A 16,098-nucleotide genomic window follows, 5' to 3' on the forward strand; every position below is an offset into this window, starting at 1 on the left:
GGTGCGACCTGTGTGGAATTTAATTCTTAATGGGGAAAGCGAACCTAAGTGTTGGTGGGATCTTGTCACTTACTTTAGGAGTATGTCTACTGACAGAGGCTCCGATCGCTCTTAGCGGAAGCAAAGCTTCATCGCGTAGCGTGGGCGTAGCCCATTAAGATTCTCTGGGTCGCGAGGATGTTTGAGAAGTAACACATGTTTGGCATCAGCGATCATTATCGGAAATCTGAGGGACTTTGAGCCACTTACCCCCTTGCTTTGGGGGGTTAGGGGGGTATGTACGAGTAGGATCCAACACCTTTAAAATAGCCTCTTAGACCTGGAATATGCCTAAGGGCGTTTACCAGAGTTTAGCTGCGATTTCCTTGAGCTTAGGTATTGGTTTGATTCTAATATAGTATGCATTTTTATTTGAAATGTAAACAGCGGACCCGTCGAAACAGGGAACTTCGGATCAGGGAACAGGGAATAGTACGAAAGAGCTCCAAAGCGTTTTTGATGTTATGAGACATGAGCAAGATTGTTCATGACCTATTTGTAAATCCTATAGCTGAGGTGAGATTTTGCCATCTTTACAAGCATCTCGACAGGGAAGACTAACAATTAAACAGTATCGAAACCGAAAGGGATGGACGATAGAGGATCACAGATGGCTGGTCGAGGCGAGTAAGATCTTAAATCCAGATATCGACTGGGCATCCTCCGAGTATGGGTTGCAAGAAATCTATGCTCCTGGTGTCTCCCTAGCTACTTGGAAACGCTTCTTGCAAGGAAAACCGATTAATGCCCAAGTTTTCCAGGTATTTTGCCAAGTTTTAGGACTTAACTGGGAATATGTGATTGAGAACAACCTCCCTAAGTCCTCAATCCAAAAGACAACCGCTAAAATCCCCCCAAATCGAGTAGATTGGTCAGCAGCGCCGGATGTGCCAGTTTTTTTTGGACGTACCGAAGAATTAGCTACCCTAGTGCAATGGATTCTCAATGATCGTTGCCGAGTTGTGGCAATTCTAGGAATGGGTGGAATTGGTAAAACTGGACTCTCCCTGAAGCTAGGTAAGGGGGGAATTGGCAAAACTGATCAGTCCCTCAAGCTAGCCCATGGCATTCAGGATGACTTTGAGTACGTAATTTGGCGTACGCTACTTAATGCTCCTCCCATTATAAAAATTCTCGAAGATATCATCAAATTTCTCTCCAACCAGGTAGAAACCCATTTACCAGACACCCTAGATGCTCAACTATCACGACTACTTCACTATTTGCGTGAGCATCGGTGTTTGCTAATCCTGGATAATGTGGAATCAATTCTACAAGGTGGTGACAAGCCTGGGCAATATCGAGAGGGATATGAGGAGTATGAGCAACTGTTTCGACAAATTGGAGAAGTCTCCCATCAAAGCTGCTTGTTGATCACCAGCCGAGAGAAGCCCCACGCCATTGCCAGACTTGAAGGCAAAACACGACCGGTTCGTTGCCTGGAATTAAGCGGTTTTGATGTTGTAAATGGCAAGAAAATATTTAATTCCATTGCCTCGTTCTCTGGTTCAGATCAGCAATGGCAAAAACTGATTGAATTTTACAACGGTAATCCTTTATCCCTAGAAATTGTTGCCAAGCATATTGATGAAGTATTTTTGGGTAATATTGGCGAATTTTTAACAGAAGGAAAACCCGTATTCGATGACTTTCGTGAAGTGTTAACCTGGCACTTTGAGCACTTATCAGACTACGAAAAAGACATTCTTTACTGGTTAGCAATTAATCGGGAAGCTGTTTCCCTTGCCCAACTCCGAGAGGATATCCTCTCACCAGTCGCTAAACAACAGTTACCAGTAACACTGCAATCCCTGCAAAGACGTTTACCTTTGGAAAAAAGTTCAGCAGGCTTTACCCTGCAACCTGTCCTGATCGAGTACATGACTGAAAAAGTCATTGAGCAGGTTAGTCAGGAAATACTCACAGATAAAATAGCTCTGTTTAATTCTCATTGTTTGCTGAAGGCTTTGGCAAAACAGTACCTTCGGGAAGCTCAATCCCTTCTGCTCCTCAAACCAGTAATCGATCGGCTAATCGCTAGTTTGACTAGTCAAGGTCGTCTGGAAGAAACCCTAAATTGTAGTCTTTCAAAGATAAGAGAAGACTTGGTGCTAAAGGTAGGCTATGTAGCCGGTAATATCCTTAATCTGCTCTGCCAACTTAAAACTGATTTAAGGGGTTATGATTTTTCTAATCTCACTATTTTGCAAGCTTACCTTCAGGGGGTAGAGTTGCTAGATGTAAACTTCGCTAATGCTACCATCGCTAAATCAGTTTTTACTCAACCCTTTGGTAGTATTTTGTCAGTAGCATTTAGCCCCGATGGCCAGCTTTTGGCTGCAGGTGATAGCATGGGCAAGATTCATCTGTGGCAAATTGCCGATAGTCAATACCACTTAACCTTGAAGGGACACACCAGTTGGGTATGGTCTTTGGCCTTTACTAGGCTAGATGATGGTAACAGTGAAGATACTCAGATTTTGGCTAGTAGCTCTGAAGATCAAACCGTCAGGCTCTGGGATATTGCTACCAGTCAATGCCTCCACACCTTGCGAGGACATAGGAGTAGAATATGGTCAGTTGCTTTCAGTGGAGATGGCACAATTGTTGCTAGTGCCAGTGGCGATAAGACCGTTAGAATCTGGGATGTTAGTACCGGTGAATGCTTGAACACCTTGCCAGAGCACTCCCAGACCGTAAGAGCCGTAGCTTGTAGTCCCGATGGTGCCATTCTCGCTAGTGGCAGTGAAGATAAAACTATCAAACTCTGGGACTCTGATACAGGTGAATGCCTCAGCACCTTACAAGGACACTCTCAGCAGGTCAGGTCAGTGGCTTTCAGCCCCGATGGCACCACCCTCGCCAGTAGTAGTGATGACAAAACCGTAAGGCTATGGAATCTTAGCACCGGTGAATGCCTTGAGATTCTGCGGGGACATACAAAAAGCATACGGTCAATTGGCTTTAGTAGAGATGGCACCACTCTCGCCAGTAGTAGTGATGACAAAACCGTAAGGCTATGGAATCTTAGCACCGGTGAATGCCTCAATAAGTTGTACGGACATACTAATGGTGTATGGTCATTGGCTTTCAGTCCAGATGGCGTAACCTTAGCAAGTGGTAGTGATGACCAAACCGTAAGGCTATGGAATATTAACACTGGTCAATGCCTCAACACCTTTCGAGGATATACCAATGGCGTATGGTCTATTGCTTTCAGTCCAGATGGCACAACTCTCGCCAGTGGCAGTGAAGACCAAACCGTCAGACTTTGGGATGTTGGTACCGGTGAATGCCTCGATACCTTACGAGGACATACCAATTTGATATTTTCTGTTGCCTTCAGTCGAGATGGTACAATCTTAGTCAGTGGCTCTAAAGACCAAACCCTAAGACTCTGGGATATTAGCACTGGTGAATGCATCAATACATTCCACGGACCGAAGTGGGTACTTTCAGTCGCCTTTAGTCCCAATGGAGCTATCTTAGCCAGTGGTCATAATGACGATAGGGTAAGAGTCTGGGATATTAGCACCGGTGAGTGTTTCCAGACCTTATTAGGACACACAGATTTGGTCTGGTCAGTGGCTTTCAGTCCAGATGGCACAATTGTTGCTAGTGGCAGTGAAGACAAAACCGTTAAACTCTGGGATGTTGACACCGGTGACTGTTTGAGTACTTTGCAGGGACACCGGAATATAATCAAGTCCGTTGTCTTTAGTGGAAATGGCAGAATTCTCGCTAGTGGCTGTGAAGACCACACTCTAAGGCTCTGGGATGTTGGCACTGGTGAATGTCTCAACACTCTGCGCGGACACACCCATCGCTTACGCTCAGTGGCTTTCAGCCCTAATAGTCAACTAATCGCTAGTGGTAGTTATGATAAAACCTGTAAGCTCTGGGATGTTGAGACAGGTGAATGTTTAAAAACTCTCCATGGCCATACTAATGTGGTATGGTCTGTTACTTTCAGTCGAGATGGTTTAATGCTGGCCAGTAGCAGCAATGATGGCACAATTAAGTTTTGGGATATCGAGACGGGTCAATGTATCAAAACCCTGAGAGTGCCTAGACCCTATGAGGGGATGAATATAGCTGGTGTTACTGGTTTAACAAAAGCAACGATGACGTCCCTGAAAGCGTTGGGAGCAGTTGATTAGACTTGTTGCAAAACTCGGGAGTCGGGAATCGGGAGTCGGGAGTCGGGAGATGTAGAGATGCTCACAGGGGTAGGTTTTTTACTTTGGAGATAGGTAATAGGTAATGGGTAATAGGTAATGGGTAATGGGTAATGGGTGATGGGGAATGGGTAATCGGTAATGGCTAATCGGAACCCACCCGACACCCCGACCAGGAGGGGAAGAGCGGGAGATGGGTCGGTAATCGGTGGAAATTCTTGATGATTTTCCGACATATTTTGAGAAATTTCTACCTCTAGCCAGTACGTACTCGCCCAAATGTAAAAAACCTACCCTTGTCAGATGTAGAGATGTAGGGTCGGCAGTGCATCCGTGAGATTGACTGACTAGCCAGAGCCCATTGGTAAGCACTGCCCACCAAAAGTCGGGAACAGATGTAGGGTCGGCAGTGCATCCGTGAGATTGACTGACTAGCCAGAGCCCATTGCTAAGCACTGCCCACCAGTAGGGAACAGATGTAGGGTGGGCAGATGTAGGGTCGGCAGTGCATCCGTTAAATTGACTGACTAGCCAGAGCATTGGTAAGCACTGCCCACCATAGGATTAATCTCATGTCCGGATAACTTAGAACCGATGTAGGGTCGGCAGTAATAGATGTAGGGTCGGCAGTGCATCCGTTAAATTGACTGACTAGCCAGAGCCCATTGGTAAGCACTGCCCACCAAAAGTCGGGAACAGATGTAGGGTCGGCAGTGCATCCGTTAGATTCACTTACTAGCCAGAGACCATTGCTAAGCACTGCCCACCAGTAGGGAACAGATGTAGGGTCGGCAGTGCATCCGTTAGATTCATTTGCTGGCCAAAGCCCATTGGTAAGCACTGCCCACCAGTAGGGAACAGATGTAGGGTGGGCAGATGTAGGGTCGGCAGTGCATCCGTGAGATTCACTGACTAGCCAGAGCCCATTGGTAAGCACTGCCCACCAAAAGTCGGGAACAGATGTAGGGTCGGCAGTGCATCCGTGAGATTCACTGACTAGCCAGAGCCCATTGGTAAGCACTGCCCACCAAAAGTCGGGAACAGATGTAGGGTGGGCAGTGCATCCGTTAAATTGACTGACTAGCCAGAGCCCATTGGTAAGCACTGCCCACCAAAGGATTAAACAATGGTGCAAGAGCTCAGTTCAACCCAACCTAATACCTGATAAGATTTTTTTCAAGCACAAAGCAATTACTCCAAAGATCAGGATTAGCCCAACTGGTACTATCACACTATTGATCAAAGGGTTTCTACAACTTTTCTCCAAGGGTTTTATAATCTTGGATACAGTCTCACATTGCTTCGCTTCAAAATCCATTAAAGCTGTAACCGCTGTGCCCGCACCAACTACCGTTACTATATTTTGAAAAGTGCGATCGCGTTCTGCTTTTTCCAGCTCAATTTGACTACGGATGGCATTGAGCCTCGCCTCTAGTAGCCGTAATCCTAGCGCCATAGTATTATAGTCTTTGGTAACCTGCAATAGGTAATTTTGCTTTACTTCTTTACTAAACGTTTCTAAAAACTTCAGATTATTATCAGCACCTAATTTTTGGCATTTTTGGTTGATGATGTCTAAACGGGTTTGATAATTGAATAAATTAATCTCGATAATTTGGTTTTGAAAATTTAGTTTAGGCAAATCTAGGGTATAATTATCCAAAGACTTTTGAATATCATCCAGTTTTGCGGCTATGGTTTGCTCCCTAAAGCCAGAAGAGTTTTGGTCACTGATAAGTCTCTGATTTTCTTCAGCCTGCTTATAGAAATCTACCAATGAATTTTTGATTAAGCGACTTTGGCTGTAAGCCCATAAAATTTTGTTTCTATAACTAAACAGACCCATCCAATCAGTATACAACTCCGCTGCCTTTTCCATACTTGCTTGGTCAGGAAAGATCATAATGATTACATGGCAGTTGGCCTGATTCAGGGGTTGATATCGCCACAGCTCAAAAACTTCACCACCAAATAAGCTGCCTTTTCCATGTAAATCTTGTGACCAATTCGCCCCTTTATCGAAAACCTTATCACCAGATTTGGCATCTTTGTCCTGTTTTTTAGAACTTTCTGGTGTTGATTCTCCCTGTAAATCTTGTGACCAATTGGCCGCTGCATGGAAAACCTGATAACAGGATTGAGCAATGTATTCATAGCTTTTGCTCGACGTTTTTGCTAACCATCCAGAAAGCATCCAAGTTTGCCCTAGGGTCGCCCTTTCTCCTTGTAATCTCCATTCAATTTCTGCTCGGAGTCTGGCAAAACAGTCAGGGGTTTGGGGGTCAGTTTGATTGTTAATGGAACAATCAATTTGCAAGCCATAGGTATCATTTAAGCGGACAGGATAGTAGTACCCTTCTAGGGTATTGTTGGCTGTCGTAAAGTCATAGTACTTTTTTCTAGGGAGTAGTTCTAAATATTTGGTTTCTAGATCAGGATCGAATAATTTACTATCTGCTGGCAGTTTAGCTCGGAACTTAGCTTGGTTTTCTTGCTTCTCAGCTTCAGTGAGGTTGAGAGCATCTCGTAAATCATATAAAAATAAATCGAGAGTTGGAAAGATTAGATCGCTCACTATAGCACTCTTATCAATTGGGTGAGGTACAAATTATTCTTTTAGGAAGCAGGGAGTAGGGAGTAGGGAGTAGGGAGCAGGGAGCAGGGAACAGGGAAAAAATCCGGCGTTGCTGAATTAAGGAATGAATGCGCAATCATCTGGTTTTGTTAAAGCCCCCTAAATCCCCCAACTTTGGGGGACTTTGAACGTCTTATTCCCCCCAGAATTGGGGGGTTAGGGGGGCGAAACCATACCCAGAATCAGCAACGCCAAAAATCCTATGTACCTAATAGTTATGAAAAACGCTGTAATATTAAAACCGTTGTACTTTAGTTAACGTTAATTGGATTGACTAGTTAGCACGGTTAGTTAAGGAAACTCCCAGGAACTAATCATACCAAATTTATGAGTCTAGGGTTGATCCTACTTACGAGCTACATTCAATTTTATTCCCCCGACTCCGACTCTCGACTCCCGACTCCCGACTCCCGACTCCCGACTCCCGACTCTCGACTCCCGACTCTCGACTCCCGACTCCCGACTTCCAAATTGGGTACTTTACTTTTTAGAAGTCCCTAAAAACTGTTTAAGTTTTTCCAAGGGTAATTGTTTCACAGCTGCTTCTGGCTGTTCTGTACGACTGACAACAATCACAATATTATTAATTTGTTGGTCATAGCTTGTGGGTGATGACTTAGGTTTATGTCCTCTCATGATCGAGGTACGGCTAGGTGTATTGACTGGCTGAATTTCCGCTTCTGTGGGGATATAGTCTGGGGGAATATCGACCGTAGTGTCAAGTTGCTTGTAATAGCTTTGGTAACGTTGATTTAACTTAGGATTGGCTGCAATCATCTCTAGCAGCTTGGGTTTGGTATACCTCTCCCAGGCCAGAGGTTGGGCATCAAGTTGATCGCCAATTTCGGCTAACATCTTGTTTTCTGCTTTACTCAAGGGTGTGTCTAAATCGCTCAGAGCAAGTAAAAAAGCTAATAGGGTTTTGTTGGTATTCATAAGCCACTACCACTACTTCCAGCTATATATATAGATATATCTATATGTTGATACACGACCTGAAAGCGCATTCCAGAAAGGCTTAGCAGAGTGCTCGACATTGCCATAGATATGTTATCCTAATAAAAATTCAGAACCTCGCTCCAATGACACTGGAATGGGAAGCCCTAATCGTTGGGATTAACCGTTATCCAAAACCGACAACCTTTAACCACCTGACCGTTGCTGGTGAAGATGGGAAAAATGTCGCTCAACGATTAGAGCAGTATGGCTATGAACCGTTTCGGATTCAGTACTTACCGATGGGGTTTACCCAAAAAGGAGCAAGGGGACTATCAAGCAGAGGACTGGTAAGATTAGAGGAATTAAGGGAAGCAGTAGCAAATCTGTTTAATCCTCCTGCTCCCAACCAATCCCCAGAAACAGCCCTATTATTCTTTTCAGGCCATGGCTGTAGACAAGAGGTGGATGGGATTGAGCAAGTTTTCTTAGTGACTAGTGATGCTAAGCCTCATCAGGGAATTTATGGCTATCCTCTAAGGGAGTTAGGTGAGCAAATCGCAACTAGTCCAGTCAAACAGGTAGTGATTTGGTTAGATTGTTGCTACAGTGGCGAGTTACTAAACTTTATTCCAAAAAAGAAAATTTACTGCTTGATTACTGCTACTCGTTCCTATGAACCGGGAGTAGAGATTAGCCATAAACAAGGAGTATTTACCAGGGAGTTACTAGCAGGGTTGAATCCGGAAAATCACCCGGATGGTATTGTTACTAGTCATAATTTGGCAGAGTTTATTAAGCAGCGGATGTCAAGGACTGGACAACGTCCTTTAATCGCTAACTCAACACAAGCCATTCTACTGACTACCCAGTTTCCAAAACCGAGCTTTCAGGATAAATGCCCCTATCGGTCTCTGTCTTATTTTACCGCTAAACCAGAAGATGCTCTGGTGTTTTACGGTCGCTCTAAGTTGACCCAGCAGTTAATTGAGCGAGTTAAAACTAAAGAGCGTCTGCTGGTAGTGTTAGGGGCTTCCGGCAGTGGCAAGTCTTCCTTACTCAGAGCTGGATTGTTGTATCAGCTGAAGTTAGGGCAGGCAATTGTTGGAAGCGATCGCTGGCATTATCTAGAACCTTTCACTCCGGGTGTTGCACCAAAGCAAAGGTTACAGGAAGTGCTGGAAAAGGGGAAGGGCGAGCAGAAGCAGCCAGAGAATTCTAGTGTTACTCCGGTGGTCATGATTATTGACCAGTTTGAAGAGTGCTTCACTATGAGTCAACCTGAGCAACGCCAGGAATTTTTTAACGATTTAATTGAATTAATCGAGAAGAAAGACAATCTAATTGTGTTAATTGCCATGCGCTCTGACTTTCGGGGGTGGCTGCAAGAGTATCCTAAATTAGTAGAGAAGATTAATAGACCATTAATCAATGTTGAACACTTGAACCGTCAGGAAATTGAAGAAGCGATCGCACTACCGGCTGAATTAGTAGGATTGGGAATTGAGGGCAGATTAAAACAGCAACTGATTAACGATGTCGAAGATTATCCAGGCAGTCTGCCCCTGCTCCAATATACTCTGACGGAATTATGGAAACAGTCAAGACAGCAGCAGGAAAGGTTTTTACGGTTAGAGACTTATCAACAGTTAGGAGGAATTGAGGGAACTCTGAAAAAGAGGGCAAATCAGGTATTTGATCGTCTCTTGCCGGAAGAACAAGATGTGGCTAGGCGTTTGTTCTTGGAATTAACTCAATTGGGAGATACTCTCGATACCCGTAGACGAATACGCCTCGGTCAGTTAGTCAATTCTCACCACAGTTTAGAACTGCTTGATGCTGTTAGCCAGAAGTTAGCCAGTTCAGACAACCGCTTGATTACCAGAAGCCATGAGGAAAATTCCAAGGATGTGGTTTTGGATGTAGTTCATGAAGCCTTAATTCGCCACTGGGGAAGGTTGGTGGAATGGAAGCAGACTTACACAGAAGCGATGGTGATCGAAAGCAAGCTGGAAGCGGCGGCAGAAGAATGGCAGGAGAAGGGAAAGAAGCGCGATGATGCGGGTCTACTGTTGCAAGGGGGGAGGTTGGTAGAAGCCCAGGAGTATTTAAGAAAGTATGGTGAATTGGGGATGTTGAATGGGTTGGCCGAGGAGTATATTGAGGTTAGCCGTCACAAGCACAAGCAAATCACCCGTAACCGCAGGTTAGTAGCGGTAGGGTTTATTGGTGTGTTGGTATTGGGGACAGTTGCTTCAACGGTTTTTGGATTGGAGTCTCGTAAGCAGGCGAGAAAGGCAGAAGAAAGTGAAATTAAAGCCCTGAATCAATCTTCAGAACTCTTGTTTACCTCAAAGCAAGCCTTTGATGCTCTAAAAGAGAGTTTAAGGGCAGTAGGAAAACTCCAAAAGGCAAAAAGGGTAAAAGGTGATACTAGAATAAAAGTGATCGCTAAGTTGCAGCAATCTCTCTATGGCGTCAACCAGTATAATAGCCTGGATAAACATACTGATACTGTCACTAGCGTCGCCTTTAGCCGAGATGGCCAGACTATCGCTTCTGCTAGTTGGGACAACACCGTGAAACTATGGAATCTACAAGGCAAACACCTGCACACCCTCACTGGACATAGCGAACCTGTCACTAGCCTCGTCTTTAGCCGAGATGGCCAGACTATCGCTTCTGCTAGTTTGGACAACACCGTGAAACTATGGAATCTACAAGGCAAACACCTGCACACCCTCACTGGACATAGCGAACCTGTCACTAGCCTCGTCTTTAGCCGAGATGGCCAGACTATCGCTACTGCTAGTTTTGACAACACCGTGAAACTGTGGAATCTCAAAGGCAAACCCCTGCACACCCTCACTGGACATAGCGAACCTGTCACTAGCGTGGCCTTTAGCCGAGATGGCCAGACTATCGCTACTGCTAGTTGGGACAACACCGTGAAACTGTGGAATCTCAAAGGCAAAGACCTGCACACCCTCACTGGACATAGCGAACCTGTCAATAGCGTCGCCTTTAGCCGAGATGGCCAGACTATCGCTTCTGCTAGTTGGGACAAGACTGTGAAACTGTGGAATCTCAAAGGCAAAGACCTGCACACCCTCACTGGACATAGCGCAGATGTCACTAGTCTCGCCTTTAGCCCAGATGGCCAGACTATCGCTACTGCTAGTTTGGACAACACCGTGAAACTGTGGAATCTGCAAGGCAAAGTACTGCAAACCCTCACCGGACATAGCCAATATCTCATAACCGTCGCCTTTAGCCCAGACGGCCAAACTATCGCTACTGCTAGTTTGGACAACACCGTGAAACTGTGGAATCTCAAAGGCAAACCCCTGCACACCCTCACTGGACATAGCGAACCTGTCACTAGCGTGGCCTTTAGCCGAGATGGCCAGACTATCGCTTCTGCTAGTTTGGACAACACCGTGAAACTGTGGAATCTCAAAGGCAAAGACCTGCACATCCTCACTGGACATAGCGCAGATGTCACTAGCGTCGCCTTTAGCCGAGATGACCAGACTATTGCTACTGCTAGTTGGGACAAGACGGTGAAACTATGGAATCACCAAGGCAAACACCTGCAAACCCTCACCGGACATAGCGATTGGGTGAATAGCGTCGTCTTTAGCCCAGATGGCCAGACTATCGCTACTGCTAGTGATGACAACACGGTGAAACTGTGGAATCGAGAAGGCAAACCCCTGCACACCCTCACTGGACATAGCGATTGGGTGAATAGCGTGGTCTTTAGCCGAGATGGCCAGACTATCGCTTCTGCTAGTGATGACAACACGGTGAAACTGTGGAATCGAGAAGGCAAACACCTGCACACCCTCACTGGACATAGCGAACCTGTCAATAGCGTCGCCTTTAGCCGAGATGGCCAGACTATCGCTTCTGCTAGTTGGGACAAGACTGTGAAACTGTGGAATCGAGAAGGCAAACACCTGCACACCCTCACCGAACACAAAGCAAATGTCACTAGCGTGGCCTTTAGCCCAGATGGCCAGACTATCGCTACTGCTAGTTGGGACAAGACGGTGAAACTATGGAATCACCAAGGCAAACACCTGCAAACCCTCACCGGACATAGCGATTGGGTCAATAACGTGGTCTTTAGCCGAGATGGCCAGACTCTTGCTTCTGCTAGTTGGGACAAGACGGTGAAACTATGGAATCACCAAGGCAAACACCTGCAAACCCTCACCGGACATAGCGATTGGGTCAATAGCGTGGTCTTTAGCCGAGATGGCCAGACTCTTGCTTCTGCTAGTGCAGACAACACTGTAATTTTATGGAATTTCGATTTAGGTGATTTAGTGGCAAAGAGTTGTGATTGGCTCCATGATTACCTAGTCACTCATAAAGACGAAGAAGAATTAAGGGAAATTTGTGGTATTAAATGAAGAAGGGAGCAGGGAGCAGGGAGCAGGGAGCAGGGAAGAAAATAGGGAGCAGGGAGTAGGGAGCAGGGGTAGCTTTTACCCACATTCTCCCCTTATTCCTGATTCAACACTTCCGGTAATTTCCAAGACCGCCCTTGACAGTAAACATAACCATTATTAGTATAAATCCCGGAAAGTGCCCTAGCTAATATCAAGAATTCCTGCTGTTCTTCCGCAGTCATATAATTTTCATTGTGTAGACTCCCTGAGGCTCGGTTTGGATCTCCTCCGGAGTCCAGATATCGCTGACGAGCCAGAGTGGAGAGTTCTATCATTCGTTGATATTGCTGTTGTTGTAATTCACTTAAGGGCTTCATAATTCGGCTACAGGTGTAATCGGGGTAATTTCACCATTTGGTAAAAGCATAGCAAAGGGCAGCAGAAGGCTGGCAGTGCTGATGTACCAAATGCCATTGTCTTGGTCATAAACAGTATTTTCTAGTAAACCTAAGGTATCCAAAGCATTGAGAATTAGATATTGTGCTTCTGTTGGTTCCATCACACCCGACCGAAGTTATAGGGATGTTGGTGATTTTACTCCCAAAGTAAGCATTCAGCCGTCAGCTGTCAGCCATCAGCGAATGCGCTACGCGCACGCTACGCGAACAGCTATAAGTGATTAGTGATTAGTGATTAGTGATCAGCTTTTGAATAAAAGAGGTAAGCATTAGTTTAATCTGAGTCAAGTGAGAGCGTCGTTCGCACAGCGTGGCCATTCGCGTAGCGTGGCCAAAGGCCAAGGCCAAAGCCTGTGCTAGGAACGAGGTTTATTTTAAACTGACTGCTGACTGCTGACTGCTGACTGCTGACTGCTGACTGCTTACCTTTCAGGTTTTGAATAAAACAGGTAAGCATTTGTTTAATAGGGGGATGGGCAAATAGGCAAATAGGCAGATGGGAAGTATGGGAAGTATGGGAAGTATGGGTAGATGGGGCGATGGGGAGATTTTTATTAGAGTAATTATACCGACATCATATAATCCCTGTTGATAAAGCCAGTAAAAACTGGTTTACCATGGTTAATAGTATGTTTAACTACATTTTTGGTGATTTTCATACTATGTCCTGATCTGTTGACAATAACGATAGCTAGGAAAATTTTATGGCTGGATTAAACATATTTTGATAAAATAGTCAACAGTTAATATCATAAGTTAAAATCAGAATTTGTCATTAAATGTTAATAAACATAAACTCGCGTTACCACAAAGGTAAATTGGGGCTACTATAGTAACTTAAGTAATCATATAAACATAATCCCGGAAGGTAAATATGATACAAGCTGCTTTCAAAAGGCTAATTCCTTTCGAGTCTCTTCTTGAAGCAATTACTACTCTGGAAATAGAAGACAAAATTAAGCTCAATCAAATCCTCGAAGAAGATATTGCTGAAATCCCACCGCAAATTGCATTAAAAAAATTGTTACAGCAACCAGTCTCCGAAATGCACTTTGAGCAATTTGAGGAACCTTTCCAAGCACCCGAGCCTGCTAAGACTGAAACTTCAAACCTGTCTCTGATTCCCTTGTGTCCCCTGCTGCCTCTAATTCCCTTACGTACCTCAGGGGATAACGTTGCGTGAAGAAATGCGATGTTCCTTCGTAACCGCTTCGCGATCGCAATCATGTCGGTGCGTTAGCTTTGCCTAACGCACCCTATTCGCTGAATGCTGATAACTGTTCGCGAAGCGTGCGCGTAGCGCTTTAGCTGAATGCTTACTAAACTTAACGAGAAATAATCACCGTAGAGCTATCGCGGTCGTCATCTTCAAAAATTGCCCCTAAGCGCATCAACACCCGTTTCATATGATTAGAAATACCTCGATTTTTAGCGAACCTAGCCCCTTTCACTTTTGCCCCCCTAATTTCAGCATGACTAAAATCAGCCCCTCTCAAATTGGCACCATCTAACTCAGCAAGATTCATCTTCGCACTTCTGAGATTAGCACTCCTAAGGTCAGCATTTTCAAAGATAGCCAAACTCAAGTCAGCTCCCTGAAGATCAACTCCCCTGAGATCACTGTGACTTAAGTCGCTACGAATCAGCTCAGCTTTGCGAAGGTTGGCACGAATCAGATGGACATAACTCAAATTAGCACGAATCAGGCAGACTTGGGTCATATCTGCTAAACTTAAATCAGCACCTTTAAGATTAGTTCCCCTCAGTTTCGCACCTTTGAGATTAGCTTCACTAAGCTCAGCACAGCTTAAGTTAGCATGGGATAAATCAACACACCTCAAGTCAGCCCCCCCCAGGTGGGCACGGATCAGGTTAGTCCCCTGAAGGTTAGCTCTGCTCAAAATCGCATTACCCAGATTAGCCCCCCTGAGTTTAGCCCCCTGGAGGTAAGCACCTCCCAATTTAGCCTCGCTAAGATTAACACCAGTGAGGTCAGTTTTCCTGACGTCAGCTCCCCTCAAGTCAGCACCACTGAGGTCACCATCCCTGAGATTAGCACCATCTAATCGTATCCCCCTCAGGTCAGCACCACCAAGGCTTACCCCCTGGAGATTAGCACTCCTGAAGTCGCTCATGCTTAGATTGGCACTCCTGAAATCAGCCCCCCTCAAGTCAGCATTACAGAAGTTGGCACCTTGGAGGTTAGCCCCCCGGAAATCTGTTCCTCTGAAATCCGCTTCAATCAACCTAGCTTGGCTGAGGTCAGTGTAACTTAAGTCAGCTGCAGTGAAGTGCTCAGCCAGATTCAGCCCAACCATTGCAGTCAACTGCTCAAGATTGTCTGTTTCTGCCACTACAACCCGCTTGATCAGGCTGAGCAGAATCGGTTGAGATTTTTCCTCACCCATATTGCAATTCCACTCGAGACAGATAGGGCTTAAATTTACTTACCAACAAATGTTCCACAATCAGTCTGTTCAGCACAACGGTTTTATTGCGGGTAAGGTTATTAGACCACAACCCCTCAACTTCAGTTAGACAAATATCTCGCTGGGATACTTCAAAGATTGCTTGGATACGACAGGGTAAAGCAGTGACATTCACCGTTGCTAGCTTTACCCGATTCAGGCAACCAAATAAAACACCATTGCCCTTCTGTTCTTCAAAAATCCAGGCAGGATTTTCCCCCGAAACTTGATTGGTAATGTGGCACCAGGAAACTTGATCGGTCTCGTGGGATTCTGGTTGAGATTCTGGTTGGCATCTCTCGTGGAATTGCCATTGGGTAGCTTCTGGAGTAACATTACTTCCCCCTTTTTCCCTGTTGGCATTAGAGTCTGTTGGACGCTGCTTGAGATCACAATTAGGCCATGATGACTGTTGATTACCTACTGTTGCCAGTTGAATATAACCACCAAGCTCACGGAATTCATAGGGGATATTACCATGTTGGAGATGAAGGCGCAGTACTCCACCTTTGAGTCCAAATTTAACACGACCTTCGAGCAACTCTTCCCAGTGCTGGTTAAATTGAATGGTTAGGTATAAATTAATCTGCGGGATTTTAGAGGGTTTTTGCCAAAACTTACGTTTTTGTTTGTTTGGCGGAATCAGCGTTCCTTCCAATTTCATCCCTAAGCAATCTAGGCATTTATTCTTAGGCTCTGGTGGAGGCATGTAATAGCAAAGGGAATAGGGAATAGGGAATAGGGAACAGGGAGTAGGGAGTAGGGAGTAGGGAGTAGGGAGTAGGAAACTTACGATCCAAAATTCCCACAATTCCTACACGGATTGCTCAAGTAAATACTCTAGCGTTTATCATAGCTATGAGGTACACATTTTTTTTTAGGTCTTGCCTCTTGCCTCTTGCATATTAGCTGCTTCCTGCTCCCTGCTCCCTGCTCCGTAAAACCCAGATAATTGTACCTCATGAGTGTAATAATTGCTATAGG

The 16,098-nt window shown here is 45.1% G+C and carries 13 protein-coding genes; 4 read left to right on the forward strand and 9 right to left on the reverse strand.

The features are described 5' to 3' along the window. Positions 1-563 precede the first annotated feature (563 nt). Entirely contained in the window at positions 564-4,199 is a 3,636-nt protein-coding gene (locus F6K46_RS00550; RefSeq protein WP_293050929.1) for an NB-ARC domain-containing protein, read from the forward strand. On the opposite strand, the gene F6K46_RS00555 is transcribed toward F6K46_RS00550, so the two are convergent. From F6K46_RS00555 to F6K46_RS00565, 3 genes are all read right to left on the reverse strand, one after another. Beyond that, the gene (locus tag F6K46_RS00555) at positions 4,196-4,453 is read right to left on the reverse strand and encodes a hypothetical protein (RefSeq protein ID WP_293050926.1); all 258 of its coding nucleotides are present in this window, start codon (positions 4,451-4,453) and stop codon (positions 4,196-4,198) included. The two genes, F6K46_RS00550 and F6K46_RS00555, sit on opposite strands and share 4 nt — an antisense overlap. Positions 4,454-4,731: 278 nt before the next feature. Then, positions 4,732-5,322, reverse strand: coding sequence for a hypothetical protein (locus F6K46_RS00560; protein ID WP_293050923.1), 591 nt, complete (start codon positions 5,320-5,322; stop codon positions 4,732-4,734). Positions 5,323-5,361: 39 nt separating this feature from the next. Then, a complete protein-coding gene (locus F6K46_RS00565) occupies positions 5,362-6,792 on the reverse strand; it encodes a hypothetical protein (RefSeq protein ID WP_293050920.1) in 1,431 nt (476 codons plus the stop codon). Between the two features lie 387 nt (positions 6,793-7,179). Between F6K46_RS00565 and F6K46_RS00570 the strand changes: the two genes are divergently transcribed. Next, entirely contained in the window at positions 7,180-7,353 is a 174-nt protein-coding gene (locus tag F6K46_RS00570) for a hypothetical protein (protein WP_293050914.1), read from the forward strand. On the opposite strand, the gene F6K46_RS00575 is transcribed toward F6K46_RS00570, so the two are convergent. Then, a complete protein-coding gene (locus tag F6K46_RS00575; protein WP_293050911.1) occupies positions 7,333-7,788 on the reverse strand; it encodes a hypothetical protein in 456 nt (151 codons plus the stop codon). The genes F6K46_RS00570 and F6K46_RS00575 overlap by 21 nt on opposite strands. Positions 7,789-7,934: 146 nt before the next feature. Between F6K46_RS00575 and F6K46_RS00580 the strand changes: the two genes are divergently transcribed. Beyond that, positions 7,935-12,209, forward strand: coding sequence for a caspase family protein (locus tag F6K46_RS00580; protein ID WP_293050908.1), 4,275 nt, complete (start codon positions 7,935-7,937; stop codon positions 12,207-12,209). A 92-nt stretch (positions 12,210-12,301) separates the two neighbouring features. Here the strand turns inward: F6K46_RS00580 and F6K46_RS00585 are convergent, their stop codons facing one another. From F6K46_RS00585 to F6K46_RS00595, 3 genes are all read right to left on the reverse strand, one after another. Further along, positions 12,302-12,565 carry a hypothetical protein gene (locus tag F6K46_RS00585; protein WP_075898159.1) on the reverse strand — a complete coding sequence of 88 codons (264 nt, stop codon included), beginning with the start codon at positions 12,563-12,565 and terminating at the stop codon, positions 12,302-12,304. Continuing rightward, positions 12,562-12,747: a hypothetical protein gene (locus F6K46_RS00590; RefSeq protein WP_070392097.1), complete on the reverse strand. Its 186-nt coding sequence runs from the start codon at positions 12,745-12,747 to the stop codon at positions 12,562-12,564. The genes F6K46_RS00585 and F6K46_RS00590 overlap by 4 nt, the downstream gene beginning before the upstream one ends. Before the next feature lie 173 nt (positions 12,748-12,920). Beyond that, complete coding sequence (locus F6K46_RS00595; RefSeq protein ID WP_143727535.1) at positions 12,921-13,103, reverse strand: hypothetical protein; 183 nt, start codon at positions 13,101-13,103, stop codon at positions 12,921-12,923. A gap of 417 nt (positions 13,104-13,520) precedes the next feature. Here F6K46_RS00595 and F6K46_RS00600 point away from each other — a divergent pair, with 417 nt between their 5' ends. Next, complete coding sequence (locus tag F6K46_RS00600; protein WP_293050894.1) at positions 13,521-13,829, forward strand: hypothetical protein; 309 nt, start codon at positions 13,521-13,523, stop codon at positions 13,827-13,829. Positions 13,830-13,971: 142 nt separating this feature from the next. Here the strand turns inward: F6K46_RS00600 and F6K46_RS00605 are convergent, their stop codons facing one another. Together F6K46_RS00605 and F6K46_RS00610 are read right to left on the reverse strand one after the other, a co-directional pair. After that, positions 13,972-15,054, reverse strand: a complete 1,083-nt coding sequence (locus tag F6K46_RS00605) for a pentapeptide repeat-containing protein (protein WP_293050891.1) — start codon at positions 15,052-15,054, stop codon at positions 13,972-13,974. Further along, entirely contained in the window at positions 15,047-15,925 is an 879-nt protein-coding gene (locus F6K46_RS00610; protein ID WP_293050888.1) for a hypothetical protein, read from the reverse strand. The genes F6K46_RS00605 and F6K46_RS00610 overlap by 8 nt, the downstream gene beginning before the upstream one ends. Between the last annotated feature and the right edge of the window lie 173 nt (positions 15,926-16,098).

Source organism: Moorena sp. SIO3E8 (assembly GCF_010692445.1).
Taxonomy (GTDB): domain Bacteria; phylum Cyanobacteriota; class Cyanobacteriia; order Cyanobacteriales; family Coleofasciculaceae; genus Moorena; species Moorena bouillonii.

What these genes read in the sequence shown, in the direction of transcription:
- F6K46_RS00590 (WP_070392097.1), bottom strand. Translation starts at nt 12,747, where the DNA reads ATGGAACCAACAGAAGCACAATATCTAATTCTCAATGCTTTGGATACC.
- F6K46_RS00555 (WP_293050926.1), bottom strand. Translation starts at nt 4,453, where the DNA reads ATGTCGGAAAATCATCAAGAATTTCCACCGATTACCGACCCATCTCCC.
- F6K46_RS00595 (WP_143727535.1), bottom strand. Translation starts at nt 13,103, where the DNA reads ATGCTTACCTGTTTTATTCAAAACCTGAAAGGTAAGCAGTCAGCAGTC.
- F6K46_RS00575 (WP_293050911.1), bottom strand. Translation starts at nt 7,788, where the DNA reads ATGAATACCAACAAAACCCTATTAGCTTTTTTACTTGCTCTGAGCGAT.
- F6K46_RS00585 (WP_075898159.1), bottom strand. Translation starts at nt 12,565, where the DNA reads ATGAAGCCCTTAAGTGAATTACAACAACAGCAATATCAACGAATGATA.
- F6K46_RS00600 (WP_293050894.1), top strand. Translation starts at nt 13,521, where the DNA reads ATGATACAAGCTGCTTTCAAAAGGCTAATTCCTTTCGAGTCTCTTCTT.
- F6K46_RS00580 (WP_293050908.1), top strand. Translation starts at nt 7,935, where the DNA reads ATGACACTGGAATGGGAAGCCCTAATCGTTGGGATTAACCGTTATCCA.
- F6K46_RS00570 (WP_293050914.1), top strand. Translation starts at nt 7,180, where the DNA reads ATGAGTCTAGGGTTGATCCTACTTACGAGCTACATTCAATTTTATTCC.
- F6K46_RS00605 (WP_293050891.1), bottom strand. Translation starts at nt 15,054, where the DNA reads ATGGGTGAGGAAAAATCTCAACCGATTCTGCTCAGCCTGATCAAGCGG.